The 17,963-nt window shown below is 43.1% G+C and carries 15 protein-coding genes; 8 read left to right on the top strand and 7 right to left on the bottom strand.

Going from position 1 to position 17,963, the window contains the following annotated elements; translation table 11 throughout:
- Positions 1-939: a PH domain-containing protein gene (locus tag Nant_RS11100; protein WP_054341719.1), complete on the top strand. Its 939-nt coding sequence runs from the start codon at positions 1-3 to the stop codon at positions 937-939.
- Between the two features lie 688 nt (positions 940-1,627).
- On the opposite strand, the gene Nant_RS11095 is transcribed toward Nant_RS11100, so the two are convergent.
- The 3 genes from Nant_RS11095 to Nant_RS11085 all read right to left on the bottom strand — a co-directional run bounded on the left by Nant_RS11095 (position 1,628) and on the right by Nant_RS11085 (position 4,921).
- Positions 1,628-2,497, bottom strand: a complete 870-nt coding sequence (locus tag Nant_RS11095) for a DMT family transporter (protein WP_202905001.1) — start codon at positions 2,495-2,497, stop codon at positions 1,628-1,630.
- Between the two features lie 665 nt (positions 2,498-3,162).
- On the bottom strand, positions 3,163-3,501 hold the full coding sequence (locus Nant_RS11090; RefSeq protein ID WP_076495978.1) for a c-type cytochrome: 339 nt from the start codon (positions 3,499-3,501) through the stop codon (positions 3,163-3,165).
- A gap of 82 nt (positions 3,502-3,583) precedes the next feature.
- Positions 3,584-4,921, bottom strand: coding sequence for a PQQ-dependent sugar dehydrogenase (locus Nant_RS11085; protein WP_238377125.1), 1,338 nt, complete (start codon positions 4,919-4,921; stop codon positions 3,584-3,586).
- Positions 4,922-5,278: 357 nt separating this feature from the next.
- Here Nant_RS11085 and pqqA point away from each other — a divergent pair, with 357 nt between their 5' ends.
- Positions 5,279-5,350 carry a pyrroloquinoline quinone precursor peptide PqqA gene (gene pqqA / locus Nant_RS21050; RefSeq protein WP_075173578.1) on the top strand — a complete coding sequence of 24 codons (72 nt, stop codon included), beginning with the start codon at positions 5,279-5,281 and terminating at the stop codon, positions 5,348-5,350.
- A gap of 341 nt (positions 5,351-5,691) precedes the next feature.
- Entirely contained in the window at positions 5,692-5,940 is a 249-nt protein-coding gene (locus Nant_RS11080) for a hypothetical protein (RefSeq protein ID WP_143773513.1), read from the top strand.
- Between the two features lie 3 nt (positions 5,941-5,943).
- On the opposite strand, the gene Nant_RS11075 is transcribed toward Nant_RS11080, so the two are convergent.
- From Nant_RS11075 to Nant_RS11065, 3 genes are all read right to left on the bottom strand, one after another.
- Positions 5,944-6,426 (bottom strand): GNAT family N-acetyltransferase, encoded by a 483-nt coding sequence (locus Nant_RS11075; protein WP_054341717.1) that lies wholly within the window; start codon positions 6,424-6,426, stop codon positions 5,944-5,946.
- A 38-nt stretch (positions 6,427-6,464) separates the two neighbouring features.
- A complete protein-coding gene (locus Nant_RS11070) occupies positions 6,465-7,232 on the bottom strand; it encodes a DnaJ domain-containing protein (RefSeq protein WP_054341716.1) in 768 nt (255 codons plus the stop codon).
- 114 nt (positions 7,233-7,346) lie between these two features.
- Complete coding sequence (locus Nant_RS11065) at positions 7,347-8,045, bottom strand: hypothetical protein (RefSeq protein WP_054341715.1); 699 nt, start codon at positions 8,043-8,045, stop codon at positions 7,347-7,349.
- 283 nt (positions 8,046-8,328) lie between these two features.
- On the opposite strand from Nant_RS11065, the gene Nant_RS11060 reads away from it, so the two are divergent.
- From Nant_RS11060 to Nant_RS11045, 4 genes are all read left to right on the top strand, one after another.
- Positions 8,329-8,958, top strand: a complete 630-nt coding sequence (locus tag Nant_RS11060; RefSeq protein ID WP_054341714.1) for a thiopurine S-methyltransferase — start codon at positions 8,329-8,331, stop codon at positions 8,956-8,958.
- 99 nt (positions 8,959-9,057) lie between these two features.
- A complete protein-coding gene (locus tag Nant_RS11055) occupies positions 9,058-9,717 on the top strand; it encodes a 2'-5' RNA ligase family protein (RefSeq protein WP_054341713.1) in 660 nt (219 codons plus the stop codon).
- A gap of 219 nt (positions 9,718-9,936) precedes the next feature.
- Positions 9,937-10,701, top strand: a complete 765-nt coding sequence (locus Nant_RS11050) for a ribonuclease H family protein (RefSeq protein ID WP_054341712.1) — start codon at positions 9,937-9,939, stop codon at positions 10,699-10,701.
- A gap of 64 nt (positions 10,702-10,765) precedes the next feature.
- Entirely contained in the window at positions 10,766-11,425 is a 660-nt protein-coding gene (locus Nant_RS11045) for a glutathione S-transferase family protein (protein ID WP_238377124.1), read from the top strand.
- A gap of 169 nt (positions 11,426-11,594) precedes the next feature.
- On the opposite strand, the gene pckA is transcribed toward Nant_RS11045, so the two are convergent.
- Positions 11,595-13,193 (bottom strand): phosphoenolpyruvate carboxykinase (ATP), encoded by a 1,599-nt coding sequence (gene pckA / locus Nant_RS11040; RefSeq protein WP_054341711.1) that lies wholly within the window; start codon positions 13,191-13,193, stop codon positions 11,595-11,597.
- Positions 13,194-13,993: 800 nt separating this feature from the next.
- Between pckA and Nant_RS11035 the strand changes: the two genes are divergently transcribed.
- Positions 13,994-17,839 carry an EAL domain-containing protein gene (locus Nant_RS11035; protein ID WP_162224939.1) on the top strand — a complete coding sequence of 1,282 codons (3,846 nt, stop codon included), beginning with the start codon at positions 13,994-13,996 and terminating at the stop codon, positions 17,837-17,839.
- Positions 17,840-17,963 lie beyond the last annotated feature (124 nt).

Below are 17,963 nucleotides of genomic sequence, written 5' to 3'. Positions count from 1 at the left end.
TTGGAATCGAATCTTAAATTAGCCAATCAGTATTTTAATAAGAATAAAATCACCTTGGCACGCCCACTATTTGCCGAAGTAGTAGAAAGTTCAGATGATAATTTTGAGGCGTTATATAAGTTAGGGGTGTGTGATTTCAGGCTTAAAAAATTCAAGGAAGCTGGAGCCAGCTTTAGTGCTTTGATCGAGGTTGAACCCAAAAATTCATTGGCTTGGTATTATTTAGGGCTGACAAAAGAGAGGCAAGGAGATAAAGATAAAGCCATAGAAAAGTATCATATGGCTTTATTGATTGATCCTGATTTGGATGTCGCGCAGAAAAAACTTGCCGAACTAGGCATAGAGCCTACTATAGTGGGTGAACCAAAACGTACTGTTTTTGAAACACAAGATGAAGATGGTCCGGGCATGTTACTGTATTCATCAAAGTATAGACGTCCTACAAGCTTTTCAACTCATATTGCTATATTGGTGTTTAGTAGTATTTTTTTCACATTATTATATCTAGATGCTTACTTAAATATAATTTCTATATATTCAAGGGATATCTTCGGATCTATAGCAGATTCATTTGGTTTAATGCTATATATGATAATAATTTTTTTACCTACATTTGTAGATCTAATACTTCGTTCTGTTACTACCAAATATGATATTTATGAAAGGCGAATTGATATACGTAAGGGCATATTATTCCATACACACATTTCCATTTGGTTGTTTGAAATTGTAAATATTAAGTTATCTAAAAATCCTGTGGATTTGTTAACAAGGAATTCGCGCATTGCCTTACAAACTCAGGATGGTTCGTACTCCCTTTTAGGCTTAGTTAAACCAAAAAATGAGGGGGAGTCCAATAATTTTACTTTGGCACTCTTTAATGAGCTACGTAGTGCTGTTAGAGAGCAAAGGGGAGCTGTAAAAAAAGTTTGGATATGATTTTTAGCGTCAAAACTTTGTTTTATTAAGATATGCTGATTCCATTTTTTATAAAAACTGGTTGGATAGTGTTGTCTGCAATGGCAAGTTCAAGCGGTAATCCTCCCTTTTTTAACCCAAGCTAAAAGTAGAAGTCATCGCATCATTTATGGCGGTTTACAACCATTGGTTTTATATGGACGTTCAACATAACCCGCTTATTATTTTGATTTATAAAAAGGCTCACCATATATACTTTTATGTCGGCTTTTGGCACGGACCAGTCGCAACGCTTGCTCGACGCTGAGCCATTTAGGTCGCTTATCCACTGAATCCACACAACAAAGCAGACGTTCTGCCGAGCCCATTTTCATAGCAAATAAGGCGGCATGCCTGCTGATTTTATCTTCCTATTTCATGCTCTTTGACAGCTGTTAATTGTCGTTTTTTACAAGCTACCATTAAGGCTTTTTCGGAAGTAACTTTATGCAAAATCTGGTGGGAACAACACGTATGGCCTATGCGGTGTCAGTGACGCCGCTAAATGCTCTTGAACAAAGCCCGCACTGCTGATACCGGTCGGATAATCTCCCTCTGCTATGAAACACACTGCATAGAGTCTGTGTCATAGCATTTGTCGGGACCACAGCAGCATAGGTCTATGGGCTTCGGAGAAAAATTCTAGCTCAGTATTAGACAACATATATATTTACGGTTTAATACTCACAATTCGCCGGCTATGAAACAAAGTGAAGACCCCGCTACCTACAACAATCAGAGCCCCTGTTAAGGTCATCAAGTCAGGACGCTCATCAAAAATGATCACGCCTAGAATTAGGGCAAACAACAACCGTGTATAACGAAAAGGAGTAACAACCGAAATAGCACCATTTCGCATAGCGATAGTCAGTGAGTTATAAGCGACTACACCAAAAGCAATCGCTCCAATTATCTGAATACTGGCTTCAGAATTAACGGTGAGCGATTCTCCCGAATAGAGTTGAACAATTAAACCTGTCGGTATCAATACAAAAAAACCATAGACTCCCAGTTGAATATTGGAGAGTAAAGGAGGTGCTGCGCGGGTCGCCAGATCACGGCCGGCAAATCCCAATGTGCTGATAACCGCAAACAATGATGCGGGATTGAAACTATCCATTCCGGGACGAATAACCATCAATACACCGGTAAAGCCGACCAATATGGCAACCCAGCGCATCAAACCAACGCGTTCACCAAATATAATTGCGCCACCTAACACAACAACTAAAGGGGTAGCCTGCAATATGGCTGAAGCACTGGATAACGGAGTAAGGGTAATTGCCAGCGCAAAGCATAATCGACCGATGACTTCGCAACCAGCGCGAATCAATAATGGGCGAGAAAGGATGGCGCGCTGCAATACCTGCTCTTTTCTTTGCCAAGCCAGTAATATAAAGATCAGCGTACCACCCAAACCAAATAACATCAGGATAAGCCCAATAGGCATGGTATTAGCTGAGGCCTTGATGAACATATCTTCAATAGCAAAAGCAGCCATTGCAAGGACCATATATAAACTGCCGCGGGTATTATCCAAATGTATCTTCTCTTGTTGTTAATCATCAAAAAATCAAAAGCTTACCAGACAGCTAAACCTTATGACATGCACTCTTTTTCACTGCGATGGATTTAATGGATCGTTGCAATACAGGATTAAATCTAACAGCTGGCGTTTAGTGGTCCAGAGTTGCTCTAAGTAAGGATATATATCGCCATGGTAGTTTTATTTTTGGCAATTGCATTAACGTTTTTGGGTGTCTAAGGAGGGCACGAACAAGTCCCTAATTCAGTTTTTCAGCTTCCTAACTACGCGGCCTGCACGCAGGGATAAGTACTTATTTGCAGGTTCCATAGCTTACATTTAGCCTTTGTCGGAAGTGATTTTATGCAATCTTTCACTACATTTTTATGCAAACTTATACTGCCATTTCATCGGTAACTTATTGTTTTTCTGATATCACCTATGCAGACTTATAGTGCAAACAACATTTACTTTGTCGTTTCCAGCATAAGTCTGCATAAGCACTATTTTTGTAGTGCAACTACGAAGATGGTGGCCGTGCTATGGTTCGACGTAACCTTAAACATTTCCGCGTAAAAACCTTTTTAAGTTTGCCCGTCTTAAAATGCATAGCGTTATGATCGTCGAGTCCCAAGACCAAGAACCCTTCCCTTGTCATTTAAATCCCTGAAAGCGAACCTTTACTCGGGCATTTTTACACTTATTTTTATGCCTGAATAGTAGGCTGCAACGTTCTCCATATCGGCATCGTTGAGCATTTTGATAATAATGCTCATCTGAGGGTCTTCTCGCTTGCCTGAGCGAAATTTTTTAAGCTGATTAAGGAGATAAACCTCCTGCTGGCCACTAAGGTTTGCAGCGACAGGTGAGGTAGCGATGCCGTCCATTCCATGGCAGGTCTGGCAGGATTTTTCGGCGATTATTTTACCTTCGGTCACATTAGCGGCATTGACTGATGTCGCTGTGATAATAGCAAGGCAGGCGAAAGTTAGTGAAACTGTTAAAACTTTATTGATCATATATAGAACCGCTTTCTTCCAGATTTATAAAATGGGCCGGGGATATGTCGTCCCGACCCAAGCCGTCTGTCAGGCAGACCGGTTAATTTTTGGAGTAGCTAATCCGATAGATGGCCCCTGCTTTGTCGTCAGATACCAGGATCGAACCATCAACATATTGCTGCACGTCGACCGGGCGACCCGAGTAGAAACCACTGTCGCTCATCCATCCTTCAGCGAAAGGCTCCGTTTTGATTGCGTTGCCATTATCATCAAGGAAAGTAACCATGACGCGTGCGCCACGAGCCTTGACCGCATTCCAAGACCCATGCTGCGCGCTAAAGATGGCGTTTTTGTATTTTTCGGGGAACATTTTTCCGGTATAGAACATCATGCCTAAGTCGGCAGCATGTGCGATCATTTCCACCTGAGGAGCAACGTAGCGAGATGCTTCATCAGCAGGAATGTCTTTATCTGCATACTCGTTGGTGCGTGTAGAACCACCGCCGTAATAAGGATGGCCGTACCAGCCGCCTTCGACTAACTTATTCAACTCACCCGGTGGTATTTCATCACCCATGCCGTCGACCTGATTATCAGTAAACCACAGGCTGCCATCTTGCGGATTAAATGCATGACCAACCGAGTTGCGGATACCCGTTGCAAGGACTTCACGCTCTGATCCATCGCGATTCATGCGAATGATGCCGCCCATGCCCACCTTCTTGTACATTTCAACCTTTTCAGAGGGGGTGACGTTAAATGGCTGCCCCAGACTGATGTACAGTTTGTTATCAGCGCCCACCGCGCAAACCCGAGCGGTGTGGTTATAGGACTCTTCATCTGCCGGGATCAGTTCACCCTGTTTAACAATCGGAATCGCTACTGTGTCAGAACCTTCCATAAAGTATTCGGCCGCAGGGAACATCATGACGCGGTTGCGCTCCACAACGAACAGGAAGCCATCCGGTGAATAGCAAACACCATTGGGAATATCAAATTTCACACTGGGGCTGAATTCTTCAACGGTGTCGGCAACATTGTCCATATCTCGATCGGTAACGGACCATACAGTTGTTTTGCGAGTGCCTACCCAAACAGTCGCCTTGTTGCGGCTGACGGCCATGTGTCGGGCATCGGGTACGAGGGCAAACAGTTCAATCTTAAAACCGCTTGGCATAACGATATCTTTCAAGACATTGCGCAGGTTGTTTGCATATTTAGTGTCTTGGTCGATCTGCACCATGGCTGCGGTATCTGTTTTTTTGAAAGCCCCCAGTTTGGAAAGATTATCATCATCGGAAGCAACGCTTATTCCAGACGACAACATTAGCGCTAGTGCCGCGCTACCAAGAGAAAAACTATATGTATTCTTTTTTATTAATTTTTTGAGCTCAGGATAGGGCCCGGATTTTTTAGATTGATACTGTTGGTTATTCATCAACTAGCTCCGTGTTCTTTTATTTATTTTTTTTATTAGGCCACTACTGCCATCCTGAAAGATATCCAATCGACTCATATGTCGATTGGCTGCTTTCAGTGGTCAGGCCAACGTACAAGTTCTAACAAGTAGCATGTATATTTTTTTATATCTAGAGATATTGACGAACTGGTCTTACCAGGATTTATTGGCTCCAGTTTGTATTAATAAGATGAATCCGGTGTTTGATTTTTATGGGCCCAAGCAGGTTTCTTTTCGCTTCAATGTGATATATAAGTATTTATAAAGTTCTCCTATGACCTGACGAGTCGTCGGATATTTCTTAATAAAAACATAACAACAATAGAGGTACTTACTATGTGGACTAAACCCGCTTATCAAGATATGCGCATCGGCTTCGAAGTAACAATGTACTTCGCAAACCGTTAAGTGTTGATGACACCCTGAATAAGGAGTGTCTAAGCCAGTGCCGGGTTTATGCTCCCCGGTACTGTGCCCTATACGATAGTCACTATTCTCTTCTGAGCATCGAGTCTTTTATGAAAATACATGGATTAGGATATGTCGCGGGTTGCGGTTTTCCGCAATTGAATTGTAATTAGAGCAACTGTATTTCATGATCGTTGATAGTTTTTAATGGTAGTAAAATCACAATTTAGATTTTTTAGGAAGCAACTTTATACAAGATTTATAAACATTTTTATACAAACTTATACTGCATTTTCATCTCTAAGTTATTGTTTTACCGTTTCCCTTTATGCAGAATTATAATGCATAGAATCCATAATGGTGGCAGTGCTATGTATCGACGTAACCTTAAAGATTACCGCGTAAAAACCTTTTTTAAGTTTGCCAGTCTTAAAATGGATAGCGTCATGACCGTTGAATCCGCACTGGCGTTCGACAGCTGCTTTAACTTTGAATATTCACCCGATGTTATTTATTTCGACGCTCTGCCTATATTTATCCGCCGGATTAATACCTGGCGTACCGCGGTTACTTTCCTGAGTCAGTACTGATCGTCATAGGGGTTGCCAAATCAGCTCAATTTCATCATCCAGACGGCGTCCAGTGGGCTCAAAACCCATACTTTGATAAAGCGGCAACGCGTTTAGTGATGCGCGATCCATGGTAGTTAATGAAACCCCTTTTTGGCCAATCAGCTGCGCATAGCTTTGGGCGAATCTGATAGCCGAACGTCCGTATCCTTGTCGCCGATGGTGTTGGTCAATCATCAAGCGCCAAACGTAGAGAAAGTCACCTTGAAAGTGATCATTATCATCATCTTGATCCAGGAGGCGCGGGTCTATGAGCGATATCAATCCGACCGGTTGTTTTCTCCAGAACAGGCCGTACGTGATACTTTTACTCATAAAAGCGGCCTCGGCGATCCATTCTGCATTGGGTGAAATCAAGTGTGCTTCATTATCTGGAATCTTTAGCGACAAAAGGGAATCCAGAATTTCAGGAGACAGCATAAGGAACTGGAGGTGTTGTGTTTGCATGATAATTATTCCTGATTTAAAACATGAACGTCCTGCGTTTACTTGCCATTGCGGCTCACGAGAAAAGCCTTCGCCAGATTTATTTTTGCTGCCAGGTAATTGCTGCCACCTCGGTCTGGATGGAGCTTTTGCATTAATTTGCGGTGCGCTGCGATGACTTCTTCCTCTGTGGCATTTTGATCAAGACCTAGCACGGCATAAGCTTCACTGGCCGTCATCTCACCGCTATCGCTTGCGCGTGAGTTTTGTCCACTCTCTCCAGAATAGTGTCCGGCATCGGCATCGGCAGCTTCGCGCCAGTCAGAACCATGCGTGCGATCAATATAGGCAGCCAAGACTTCGATCGAATCCGGATATTGCTTTTCTGCCAGGCCATAGAGATCGATTAATTCTGACAGACTTAATTCAGACAGATATTTGCCCTTGCTGTCAGTCGCCAGTAATTCACCATCCAAATTGCCACTTTCGTGATCAAGGGTCATTTTGAGCAAGCTGGTTTCAACCGTAGAATGCTGCGCTGAGCCCGAGCTCTGCGTAGCTTTGGCCTTCTGGTAAAGGCCTTTTAAAAACGGGACATAACGTAGCAATGGGAACAAGCGCTTGGCAAATAGCACTAAACCTGCGCCCAACGCCGCCAAAACATGAAGCTTTCCCGTGACTGTTAGCAAGAGCATTAGCGTAATCAACGCGACCACACCGGCTTTCGCACTGGCTTTCTTTCTTTGTTCCGGTTTCAGGGCTCGAATATATTGTACTGTCTTGAAGCCGATGATGATGACCGCTACTAAAACGGCAAGTCTGAACATAAAGTATTCACTTGTTTGAGGTACCAGTTAAGTCGCAAAGCCTACCACCCTTTATTTTCCGTTGTTGGTATTTCTGTGGGAACCGTTGGATTATTGGCAGCTTTTTAATCACGACTACTTTAATTGCTGTAATAATCGTCGCACGCTCGCATCCTTACTCAACAAATTACTTTTCAAAGCAGATTTACCGCCAGTAGCATACACAGCAACCGCGGCTAACAGCTGACCTAACTGTCTGGCACTGCCTTGATCAAACTGGCAATGTGCGCCTCCGCTCAATGTCGCCAGCTGTGAGAAGATACTTCCAACCTCTGGATTATTACCTTCCTGAAAAATAAATAAAGGCAGATTGAGTATTCCCAACTGGCCTGCCAAGGCTCCGAGAGAATCCGGGTTTTCTTCAACACAATCACCGACAAATACCAGTGCGTTTACTTTGCTTGTGCGAGTTTCACTCAACGCATGCGATAACACTTTTGCAATCTGGGTTTTTCCGGCCAGGCAGCGTACCGAAAGTAAGGATTTTTTGATTTCATCTGCGCCGCGTGCCCAGGGAAGTGCTTTAAACTCTCCAAAACCCCGGTAATAACAAAGTTGCACACTGAGTGCACTCACCTTATCTGCTTCGGCAAACATGGCAGCATGCTGTTGACTAGCCATATCCCAACAGTGCTCACGACTCGCGGTGGCATCCATTGCAAATATCAATCTGCCCTTGTCTACGCTAGTGACCAGCGGAGCATTTTTGACTTTGCCGATGAATGCTTGAATATCTTGGGCGCTAGACTTTTTATCAGAGAGCTTTGAGGTCATGTCGTATTCCAGTTTCTGCTAAAAAATAAAGACAAAAATAAAGACAAAAATAGAGTAACAAAAAAGTAAGCTAACAAAAAAGAGTCTCAATCTTCTCGGACAGGAACCAAGGTGCAGAGTTCACTGCAATGTCTGGGATAAGCGAAAAAGCTCTCTGGCTAAAATCAAATATCCCCCAAATATCAGACTCCAAATATCCCTAGATGATAAAGTGCGTGTATTACAGCGGTTTTCACTTTTAAAAAATAACCATGACCGCCGGGACACTGGAGTAGACGTTTAGATGCAGGCGAATTTTTGGCATGACATGTGGGCCACAGGTGTGGTGGGTTTTCATCAAGCAGAGATGAATGCATTTTTAACTACTCATTGGCAAAAACTTGGCTTCAGGGGTGATGAAACCATTCTTGTGCCTTTGTGCGGTAAATCATTGGATATGCTCTGGTTGGCAAAACAAGGACATACCATTTTGGGGGTGGAGCTAAGTCAGAAAGCTTTAGATGAATTTTTAACGGAAAACGCCATCACTGCCGCGCCGATAACACATACCCATTATTGCGGTTATCAATTAGAGCAAATGAGATTGTTGTGCGGTGACTTTTTTCATCTCAGTGCAGAAGATTGTCAGGATGTGCAGGGCGTCTTTGATCGTGCGGCTTTAGTGGCGTTGCCACCTGAAATGCGTGTTCAGTATGTGGCACATTTAAGGAAGATTTTGCCCAAAGGTACGTCTTATTTAATGATCACGATGCAATACGACCAGAGTCGGGTTCAGGGGCCACCTTTTAGTGTACCGGAAGCTGAGGTTCGTCAGCTATTTGCAGGCGTTGAATCGATTGAAAAGGTGGAGGAAGTGCATTTTGAACGCAAAAGCGTGCCCGGTACTGAAATGGTGTTTGTGATAAAAACCTAGCCATTTATGGGGTGCGATATTTGGGCTCAGTGTCTGTGCTATCCCTCAATATCCACCAATATCCGTCTTATATTTGCTTGTAGAATTTGATGAATTAGTATGTTTTCTGAATTTTTAAATCTTGATACTACGTACCCGGCCGCGCTGCATGATTTTTCTGAGTGGCACAAGGGTATTAAATATTTTGGATTCTGGGCGATCGAAATTTCGACTCCGGATTGCCAGAACAAAATAAGGACGCATCAAGAGGATCTATCCGATAAATTACATGCTTATTATTTGCGCCAGCCTCATATTACGTTAGTTGCATCAGGCTTGCTTTCGGATAACTATTTCCATCAAGATTTAATAACGAGACAGGTTGAGCAGATAAAGAAAAGTAATATTAAATCATTTTCTTTACAGCTATCCGGCTGTAATAGCTTTGCTACCTGCCCTTATCTTTCTGTGCGTGATCCTCTGGGTAGACTGGATTCCATACGTGAGTGTTTGAATAATATCTCTGAAGAAAATGATTCTGGTAAATATACTCCACACGTGACGCTTGGGTTTTATAATAAAGCCTATAAAACATCTGATATAGTGAAAGATATCTCTGAGCTCAGCTCAAATGATATCGAATTTACGGTCAACGAAGTCGTATTCGCTCAATATGAAACCAGAGATGTTCAAGGCCCTTATCAAGTGCTTCATCGCATCACGTTAGAAAGACGTAAGGGTAGTTTTTACACTGACCCTAAATATCTGAGAATCCGGTAGTGGCTTCTGAACAACGTCAAAAACGGGTTATTGCGCTTGATCCATGAGGGTTGGGCTAGTGGATAGATGGTTTTTTAATGGGGTGCAGACTAGAATTTTTTTCAATAATGCTAGCCAGTATCCTAACCAAATATCTGAGCAAGGATGGTATCCTCATAGTATTAAGGCTCTAACGTGCTTGCTAGGGGCTAATCTATCTATTGAGTGAAATAAAAACATATGAAGTTTTACGTTGTATGGAAGGGAAGAGAGACCGGCATATTTACTGACTGGAACACCTGCAATAAGCATGTGAAGGGGTTTGCGGGTGCAAAGTATAAATCATTCAAAACCCGTGTAGAAGCCGACGCTGCCTTTCGAGGTGACAGTACGACACAGGCCAAGGCTCCCGGCACTGGCGTTAAGTCACAGAAAGCCACTGTTCAATCTCCTAAGACTCACACTGCTAGTGAAGTATCTGCACTGAAGTTTGATACCAAAATATTTACCGATGGTGGCTGTGTGCCGAACCCGGGTAAAGCGGGGTCTGGGGTAGCAGTCTATCGCGATGAGATTGTTGAGGAGCTGTGGTATGGATTATTTAATCCCCAAGGCACTAACAACACCGCTGAGTTAAACGCTCTCTTTCAGGCGTTGATAATGGCAAAGGATGACATGGGTAAAGGGAAGTCCGTGGCTATATTCTGTGATTCTAAATACTCGATTCAATGTGTTACCCAGTGGGCTGTGGGTTGGAAGAAGAACGGTTGGAAGAAGAAAAGCGGAGAGATACAGAACCTTGAATTGATTAAGGAAATGTTTGAACTCCACCAGTCTATTAAAGATCAGGTGCACGTTCTGCATGTAAACGGTCATGTAGGTGTCGAGGGTAATGAGCTTGCTGACCGCATGTCGATAGTTGCTATTGAGGCGCAAGAGTCTGACTTTACGCGCTATCTTGAGGACATTGATGTTGAGGCTCTGCTGGCAATGAGAGCTGGCTGACGCCTGTAGTTGAGTATTAGGGTATTAATCTTAATTTATGTCAGTTGATAAAAAGGATAACAAGGTGGCGCTGAAACTTTTTCATTGTAATGAAGCACGCTCAATGCGTTCTCTATGGTTAATTAACGAACTCAAGCTCGATGTCGACGTCGTGCTTTTTTCATTTGGCAGCGATTTGCGAAGTGATGATTATTTAAGTCGTCATCCCCTCGGGCGCGTGCCTTGTCTTGAGGATGGTGAACTCACGTTATTTGAGAGTGGGGCTATCGCAGAGTACCTTTGTGAAACCTATGACAATGGATTGTTATGGCGTGCTCCAGGGCATAAAGAACGACCTGAGTGGTTGCAGTGGATCCATTATGCAGAAACGATTGCGGTACATGCTGCGGGCTTAACTCAGCAAGCTATTGTCATTAATGATCCACTTTTACGTTCGCCTACCGTACAAAAATTAGAGACCCGACGTTTGGAAAAAGCGATTGGCGTGTTAGAAAACCAACTACAAGGTCGGGATTACCTGTTGGCAAGTGGTTTTTCGGCAGCCGATGTGGGAGTAGGTTACAGCCTTTATATCGGACGCTTATTTACTGATATTAACGCGTTTCCCAACGTAGCGGCGTACTACACTCGGTTATCAAACCGCGAGGCATTTAAGCAGTCTCTTCCTGCCGCTGATGCTAAGGATAAGATTTACACCGAGAGGAATTACTGGCTTAAAAGTTGATGATAGTACGTTGTGGGCATGGTTATTTCCCCCTGTTTCGCGGGTAGTCAGTTAAGAGCCTCTTTTAAAGAATAGAGCAGAAAATCGGTTTTTAGCAGAGGTTTTTTTCCAGGTGAAAAAAAGCCCAGGGAAACCTGGGCAAACAGGACAACGCCCACGTTAAAAAATCTTATATTACAGGGCCTGCTTGAGCTAACAGCTTGCCTTCTTCTGTACCTGAAAACTTAATGAAATTGTTAATAAACTGATTAGCTAACGTACGAGCTCTAGAGTCCCACTTATCAAAACAGGGAGATGAATTTTGTGGGAGCAAAATATCACTGGGAACCCCCGTTATTTCTGTTGGAACAGATAGATTAAAGTGGCGTAGTGTTACGCAAGGGGCGCTATCTATTTCATCATTGAGAATGGCATCAATAATGGCGCGGGTATTTTTTATAGATATACGTTCTCCTTTCAAATTCCATCCGGTATTAACCAGGTAGGCGGTTGCGCCTGATGCTTTCATTCGTTCTGCTAACACGTGAGAATATTTGGTAGGGTGCAATGTTAAAAATGCAGCACCAAAACACGCTGAAAAGGTGGGCTCTGGTTCACTGATACCTAGCTCTGTTCCGGCTACCTTTGATGTGTAGCCAGATAAAAAGTAATACATCGCTTGTTCAAGGGTTAACGTCGATACCGGAGGCAATACGCCATAAGCATCAGCTGTTAGAAAAATAACTTTGGTGGCATGTCCTGCTTTTGAAATAGGTTTTACGATGTTATCAATATGGTAAATAGGATAAGACACACGCGTGTTTTCTGTTTTTTCGGCGCTACTAAAATCAACGATCCCGTCTTCACTGATGACGACATTCTCTAGCAGGGCATCTTTTCGTATGGCGGCATAAATATCAGGCTCTTTGTCTTTGTCCAGATCAATGACTTTCGCGTAGCAACCGCCTTCTAAATTAAAGACACCTTCTTTATCCCAACCATGTTCATCATCTCCAATTAAGGATCTTTTCGGGTCTGTCGATAATGTCGTTTTTCCGGTACCGGATAAGCCAAAAAATATAGCGACATCGCCTTCTGATCCAACATTGGCAGAGCAATGCATGGACGCGATACCTTTTATAGGTAGCAGGTAATTCATGGCAGAGAATAGGCCTTTTTTCATCTCACCGCCGTACCAGGTACCCCCTATGATCTGCATACCTTCCGCAACATTAAATGCTACGAAGTTCTCAGAGTTTAATCCTTGCTCTTGCCAATGACCGTTCACCGATTTTGATGCATTTAACACAACAAAATCAGGCTTAAAACCTATGAGTTCTTCATCACTGGGGCGAATAAACATATTTTTCACAAAGTGAGCTTGCCACGCCACTTCTGTAATAAAACGAACTTTCAAACGACTATTATCATTGGCTCCACAAAAACAGTCGATAACGAATAGACGCTTGCCTGATAGCTGCTGAGAAGCAACGGCTTTAAGTTCTTTCCAGACCTTTTTTGAAATAGGCTTGTTATCATTCTTCGCTTGGTCTGACCACCACACAATGTCGGTAGTTAGCTTGTCTTTAACTATGTATTTATCTTTTGGAGACCTTCCCGTAAAAGCGCCCGTATCAACAGATACGGCACCTGACTGGGTAACATATGCTTTTTCAAAGCCACTTAAATCATCTCTCGTCTCTTCTTCATAGAGAAAATTGTAGGAAGGGTTATAAATAACTTCTCTGGAATCCATGATTCCATATAATTCTAAGTTGATATGCTTCATATGTACCCCTTTTCATTATGTTAAAGAGACGCAGTTTTAGTAATATTTAATTAACATATCAAATTATACAGTTAGTATAGAGGTAGCAGTCAATGTTAATTTGATTAACATATACTTTAGTTTTAATCGAATAAATTAAATCTAAATAGCTGAATTTTATACCTGTATCTTTATCGTGAGTGGCGGGATTAATATCATACGAAGCAATGTTGTGTTGGGCACTTTATTGATGGCTGTAAAAGCAAATCTTGAAGAGGGGGGGGGGCTATTGTTAAGTTAACCCATCTACTGGCCCAAAGAGTGTAATCTGATACTTGAAATAAAGTCCGGAGTTACAATGTTTTAAATTAAACACGAAACACATAGATAAATGTTATTAAAATTTATCGCTCTTGCACTAGTTATTGTAGCCTATTTGTTATTTATGAACTGGTAGTATGATGCATCTACAGGCTTTTCCTTTGCATTGTTAACGTGGAGTTTTTTGTATTATGTTCTCCGATTGCAGATGGCAGTTTTATATTGGCGTTTCCAATTCGCTTAATATTTGGTATGAAAATGTCAATAACACAGGTAGCGCTATGGTTACATTGCTTAAAATATTTTGAGTTAATTTTAAGTGATTGAATCATGTATTAGATAGTTTAATTAAAAATTGAGCTTTATAGTTGATCGTTTATTAGCTGCACAATACTCACACTATCTTGAGTGCTTAATTTATGTTTTGTGATGCTATTCAACGGCAAGTTCGTTTGATTTGTTGGCGTTCACTCGTATCTTCTCTTGTCAGGCAGGTGTTTTTGCTTATCTGCCTCTTGCCTGTTTGCGTGGCCGCCAGTCAACAACTTGAAACCGTCACTCTGCAATTAAAATATTATCATCAGTTTCAGTTTGCGGGTTACTACGCGGCCCTGGAGAAAGGTTTCTACAAGGAGGCGGGGCTTGATGTAAAGATTAATGCCCATGCGCCCGGCCTCAAATCATCTATTGATGAGGTGCTTTCTGGCACGACCGAATACGGAATAGCCGATAGTAGCCTGGTAATGGAGCGATTAGCGGGTAAACCCGTTGTGGTATTGGCTGATATTTTTCAGAAATCACCTTCCGCCTGGATTGTGCGCGAGGATTCAGGCATTAGTGGTGTACATGATTTTGCCGGCAAACGGGTGATGTATAACCCGGGATCCACGAGTGAACTGCTTGCCATGCTGCAAGTAGAGGGCATCCCCGCCAATAAGGTCAATCTGACACCCGCAAGTTTTAATATACAGGATCTGGTTGGCGGCCACATAGATGCCTTTAATGGCTATCTCACCAATGAGCCCTACCTCCTTCAAGAGCAAGGCGTACCTTACCGAATCATTAGCCCCATTAACTATGGCATCGAGTCCTATGGCGATGTGCTGTTTACAACTGAATCAGAAATAGAAAACCATCCAGAAAGAGCAAAGGCCTTCCTTGCTGCCAGTTTAAAGGGCTGGGGATATGCGATGGAGCACTCCGATGAGATCATCGATCTGATCCGCACTAAATACAATTTAACGAAAAGTGTGTCTCACCTTAAGTTTGAGGCGGAGGCTATGCGTAGCCTGATTTTGCCTGATCTGGTCGAGATCGGACATATTAATCCAGGTCGCTGGCGAGTTATTGCACAAAATTTCGTCGCGCTTGGATCTACCGACGTTGATTATGATTTGCTTAACGGATTTATTTTTGACCCCACCCCTAACCCTCATGACCATAGAAAAATCTATGCTGTTATCGCCGCGGCAGTCTCACTCGCGCTAGTGTTTCTGGGTCTGGCGATATGGGTAGGACGTTTAAATACTCGCCTTAAGACGAGTGAGCAACATATTAGAGAAAGGGAGGAAAACCTCAATGAAGCTCAGAAGATTGCCCATCTTGCGAGTTGGGACTGGGATGTAAGCAGTAATGAAGTAACGTGGTCGGATGAGCTGTATCGAATGTTTGGACTTGAGCCAGGAGAGATTCCACCCGTATATGATTATTATCTGAATGCGATAAATCCAGATGATCATGCTCATACACTAAAAGCGCTTAAAAAGGCATTAGCGAATGAAGGTGACTATGATGTTGAATATCGTCTCATCCGGAAAAATGGTGAGGAATGTATCGTGCATTCGCAAGCAATAATAAAACGGGATTCAGAGGGTAAACCTGTTCGAATGATTGGCACAAGTCATGACATCACCGATCGCAGGCAGACAGAGGCAGCATTACAGAAAAGCGAACAAAAACTCCGATATCTATTTGATCATATGACCGAAGGTTTTATGTTATGTGACATTATCTGTGATGAAAAAGGCATTCCCTGTGATTATAGAATACTTGAAGCTAATACGGCGTCTGATGCCCAGTTAGGTATGGACGCCAGTACCATGGTGGGTAAAACAGTCCTTGATGTTTATCCGGATGTTGAGCAATGCTGGATAGAAATATATGGCGAGATTGCTCTTACAAAAAAACCACGATCATTTACCAATTACAACCACAATACAGGCAGGCATTATGAAACATCGGCTTTCGCAACTGAGAATGGGCAGTTTGCTATGCTGTTCAAAGACGTTACCTTACGCAAGCAGGCCGAAGAGGCATTAAGGGAGGCTGAGGAGCGGCTTCGGTTACTCGTTAATCAGGCCGATTTGCATCTTTGGTCCATCGACAAGGACCTTAAATTCACCCAAAGCCTCGGTGGTGGACTGGTCTCTCTGAATATGAGCCCAAATGAAGTTGTCGGGCAGACGCTTTACCAGTTTCTACAAACAGAATCCCCCGAGTCTCTGCCTATCAAGGCACACCTTCTGGCTCTGGAGGGTAAACAGAATAACTATGAGTCAGAATGGCAAGGTAGGCATTATCAGGCCCAGGTTACACCCCAATATGATACTAACGATCAGGTCGTCGGTTGTATTGGTTTGGCTGTCGATATCACCTATCGCAAGCACGCTGATGAGTCGCTACGACGCGAGGCAGTAATATTCGATAACACTGATGAAGGCATCATGGTGACCGATGCTGAAGGCAATATTATTAGGGTTAATAAAGCGTTTACTGTTATCTCCGGTTACAAATCCGATGAAGTCGTTGGAAAACACCCTAAACTTCAGCAATCAGGACGCCACGACAAAACCTTTTATAAAAAAATGTGGGACAGCATCAGTCAGAACGGGCAGTGGCGAGGGGAGATATGGAATCAACGTAAAAACGGTGATATCTATCCTGCCTGGGAAAACATCACCATGGTGAAAGATGAACAGGGACGTCTCACCCATTATGTTGCGATATTTTCTGATATCAGTGTACTCAAGGCATCGGAAGAGCGATTTTCTCATCTGGCGCATCACGATAGCTTAACAGAGCTTCCCAATCGACTGCGTTTCAGAGCCAATCTGGAACAGGCGATCGAAGGTGCGAAACGCCATAAGCATAAAATCGCATTGTTGTACCTGGATCTGGACGGGTTTAAGCACATCAATGACACACTGGGTCACGCTATTGGTGATGAATACCTGAAAAAAATGGCTGAACGGTTGAAAAAATGTGTTCGGGCCGAAGACACTGTAGCCCGCATTGGTGGAGATGAATTCACCATTGTGTTGACGGAAGTTGCCCATGCCGGGGCCGCGGGTCTGATTACGGAAAAGATTGTCCAGGCAGTTCGCCAGCCGATAACAGTCAATACAGCGACTATTGATCCTTCGGCAAGCATCGGTATTTGCATGTACCCTGACGATGCGATGGACACTGACGGAATGGTGAAGGCGGCAGATGCGGCGATGTATCACGCCAAGGCGATGGGTAAAAATTGTTACCGCTTTTATACTGCCGATTTGAATTCACATATGATTGAACGTGTGCTGATAGAACAGGGCTTACGAAGTGCTTTTGAACATGAGGAGTTCGAATTACTTTATCAGCCTCAAGTGAGCCTGGCCAATGGGAAAATTACCGGGATTGAAGCCTTGATAAGGTGGAATCATCCCGAACGAGGTCTGCTTCTGCCAGGAAAGTTTATTGGTATTGCAGATGATATGAGCTTAATCGATAAGATTAGTCAATGGGTTTTACGTACAACCATTAGTGATTACGAACAATGGTTTAAAAATACTTCGACGCAGCCACGTATCGCCATCAATATTACCGGGCGTCAAATCAGCAATGAAGAGTCGATTAAGCAGCTTTTAAACATACTTGACGAGTTAGTGTCTGCCGAAAATACTATACAATTTGATTTTGAAATCACAGAAAGCTCACTGGAAAGAATCGAAGATACCATCGATGTCATTAACACACTGAAGCAGCGTGGCATTATATTTTCCATCGATGATTTCGGCACCGGACATTCCTCACTGAGCCGGTTAAAGCAATTTCCAATTGACAGCCTGAAGATCGATCAATCTTTTGTGAGTAACCTTGCCGATGATGGCGACGATAAATCCATTGTTTCAGCCATTATTGCTATGGCGCACAGCCTCAATTTAAGCGTCATTGCTGAAGGCGTAGAAAATCAGCGGCAACTCGATGTGTTACGAGCGCTCGGCTGTGACGAAATACAGGGCTTTTATTTCAGCAAGCCGGTGCCAGCGAGTGAGATTGCGTTATTGTTGGAGAAAACGTATCGCTGATTACAGACTTTTCAGTTTATATTTTGAATGTTCGCTAATGCTTTGGATTGATTAATGGACGTGGTGACTGCCAGTCCAATGCTCGTTTCATAATTCTGTTATTGGTGAGAGAGTAGGAGAGAGG

The sequence above is a fragment of the Neptunomonas antarctica genome (assembly GCF_001305295.1).
In the GTDB taxonomy this organism is placed as follows: Bacteria; Pseudomonadota; Gammaproteobacteria; order Pseudomonadales; family Balneatricaceae; genus Neptunomonas; species Neptunomonas antarctica.
The sequence above is the reverse complement of the archived record's forward strand: the minus strand, read 5'-3'. Positions and strand labels throughout refer to the sequence as shown.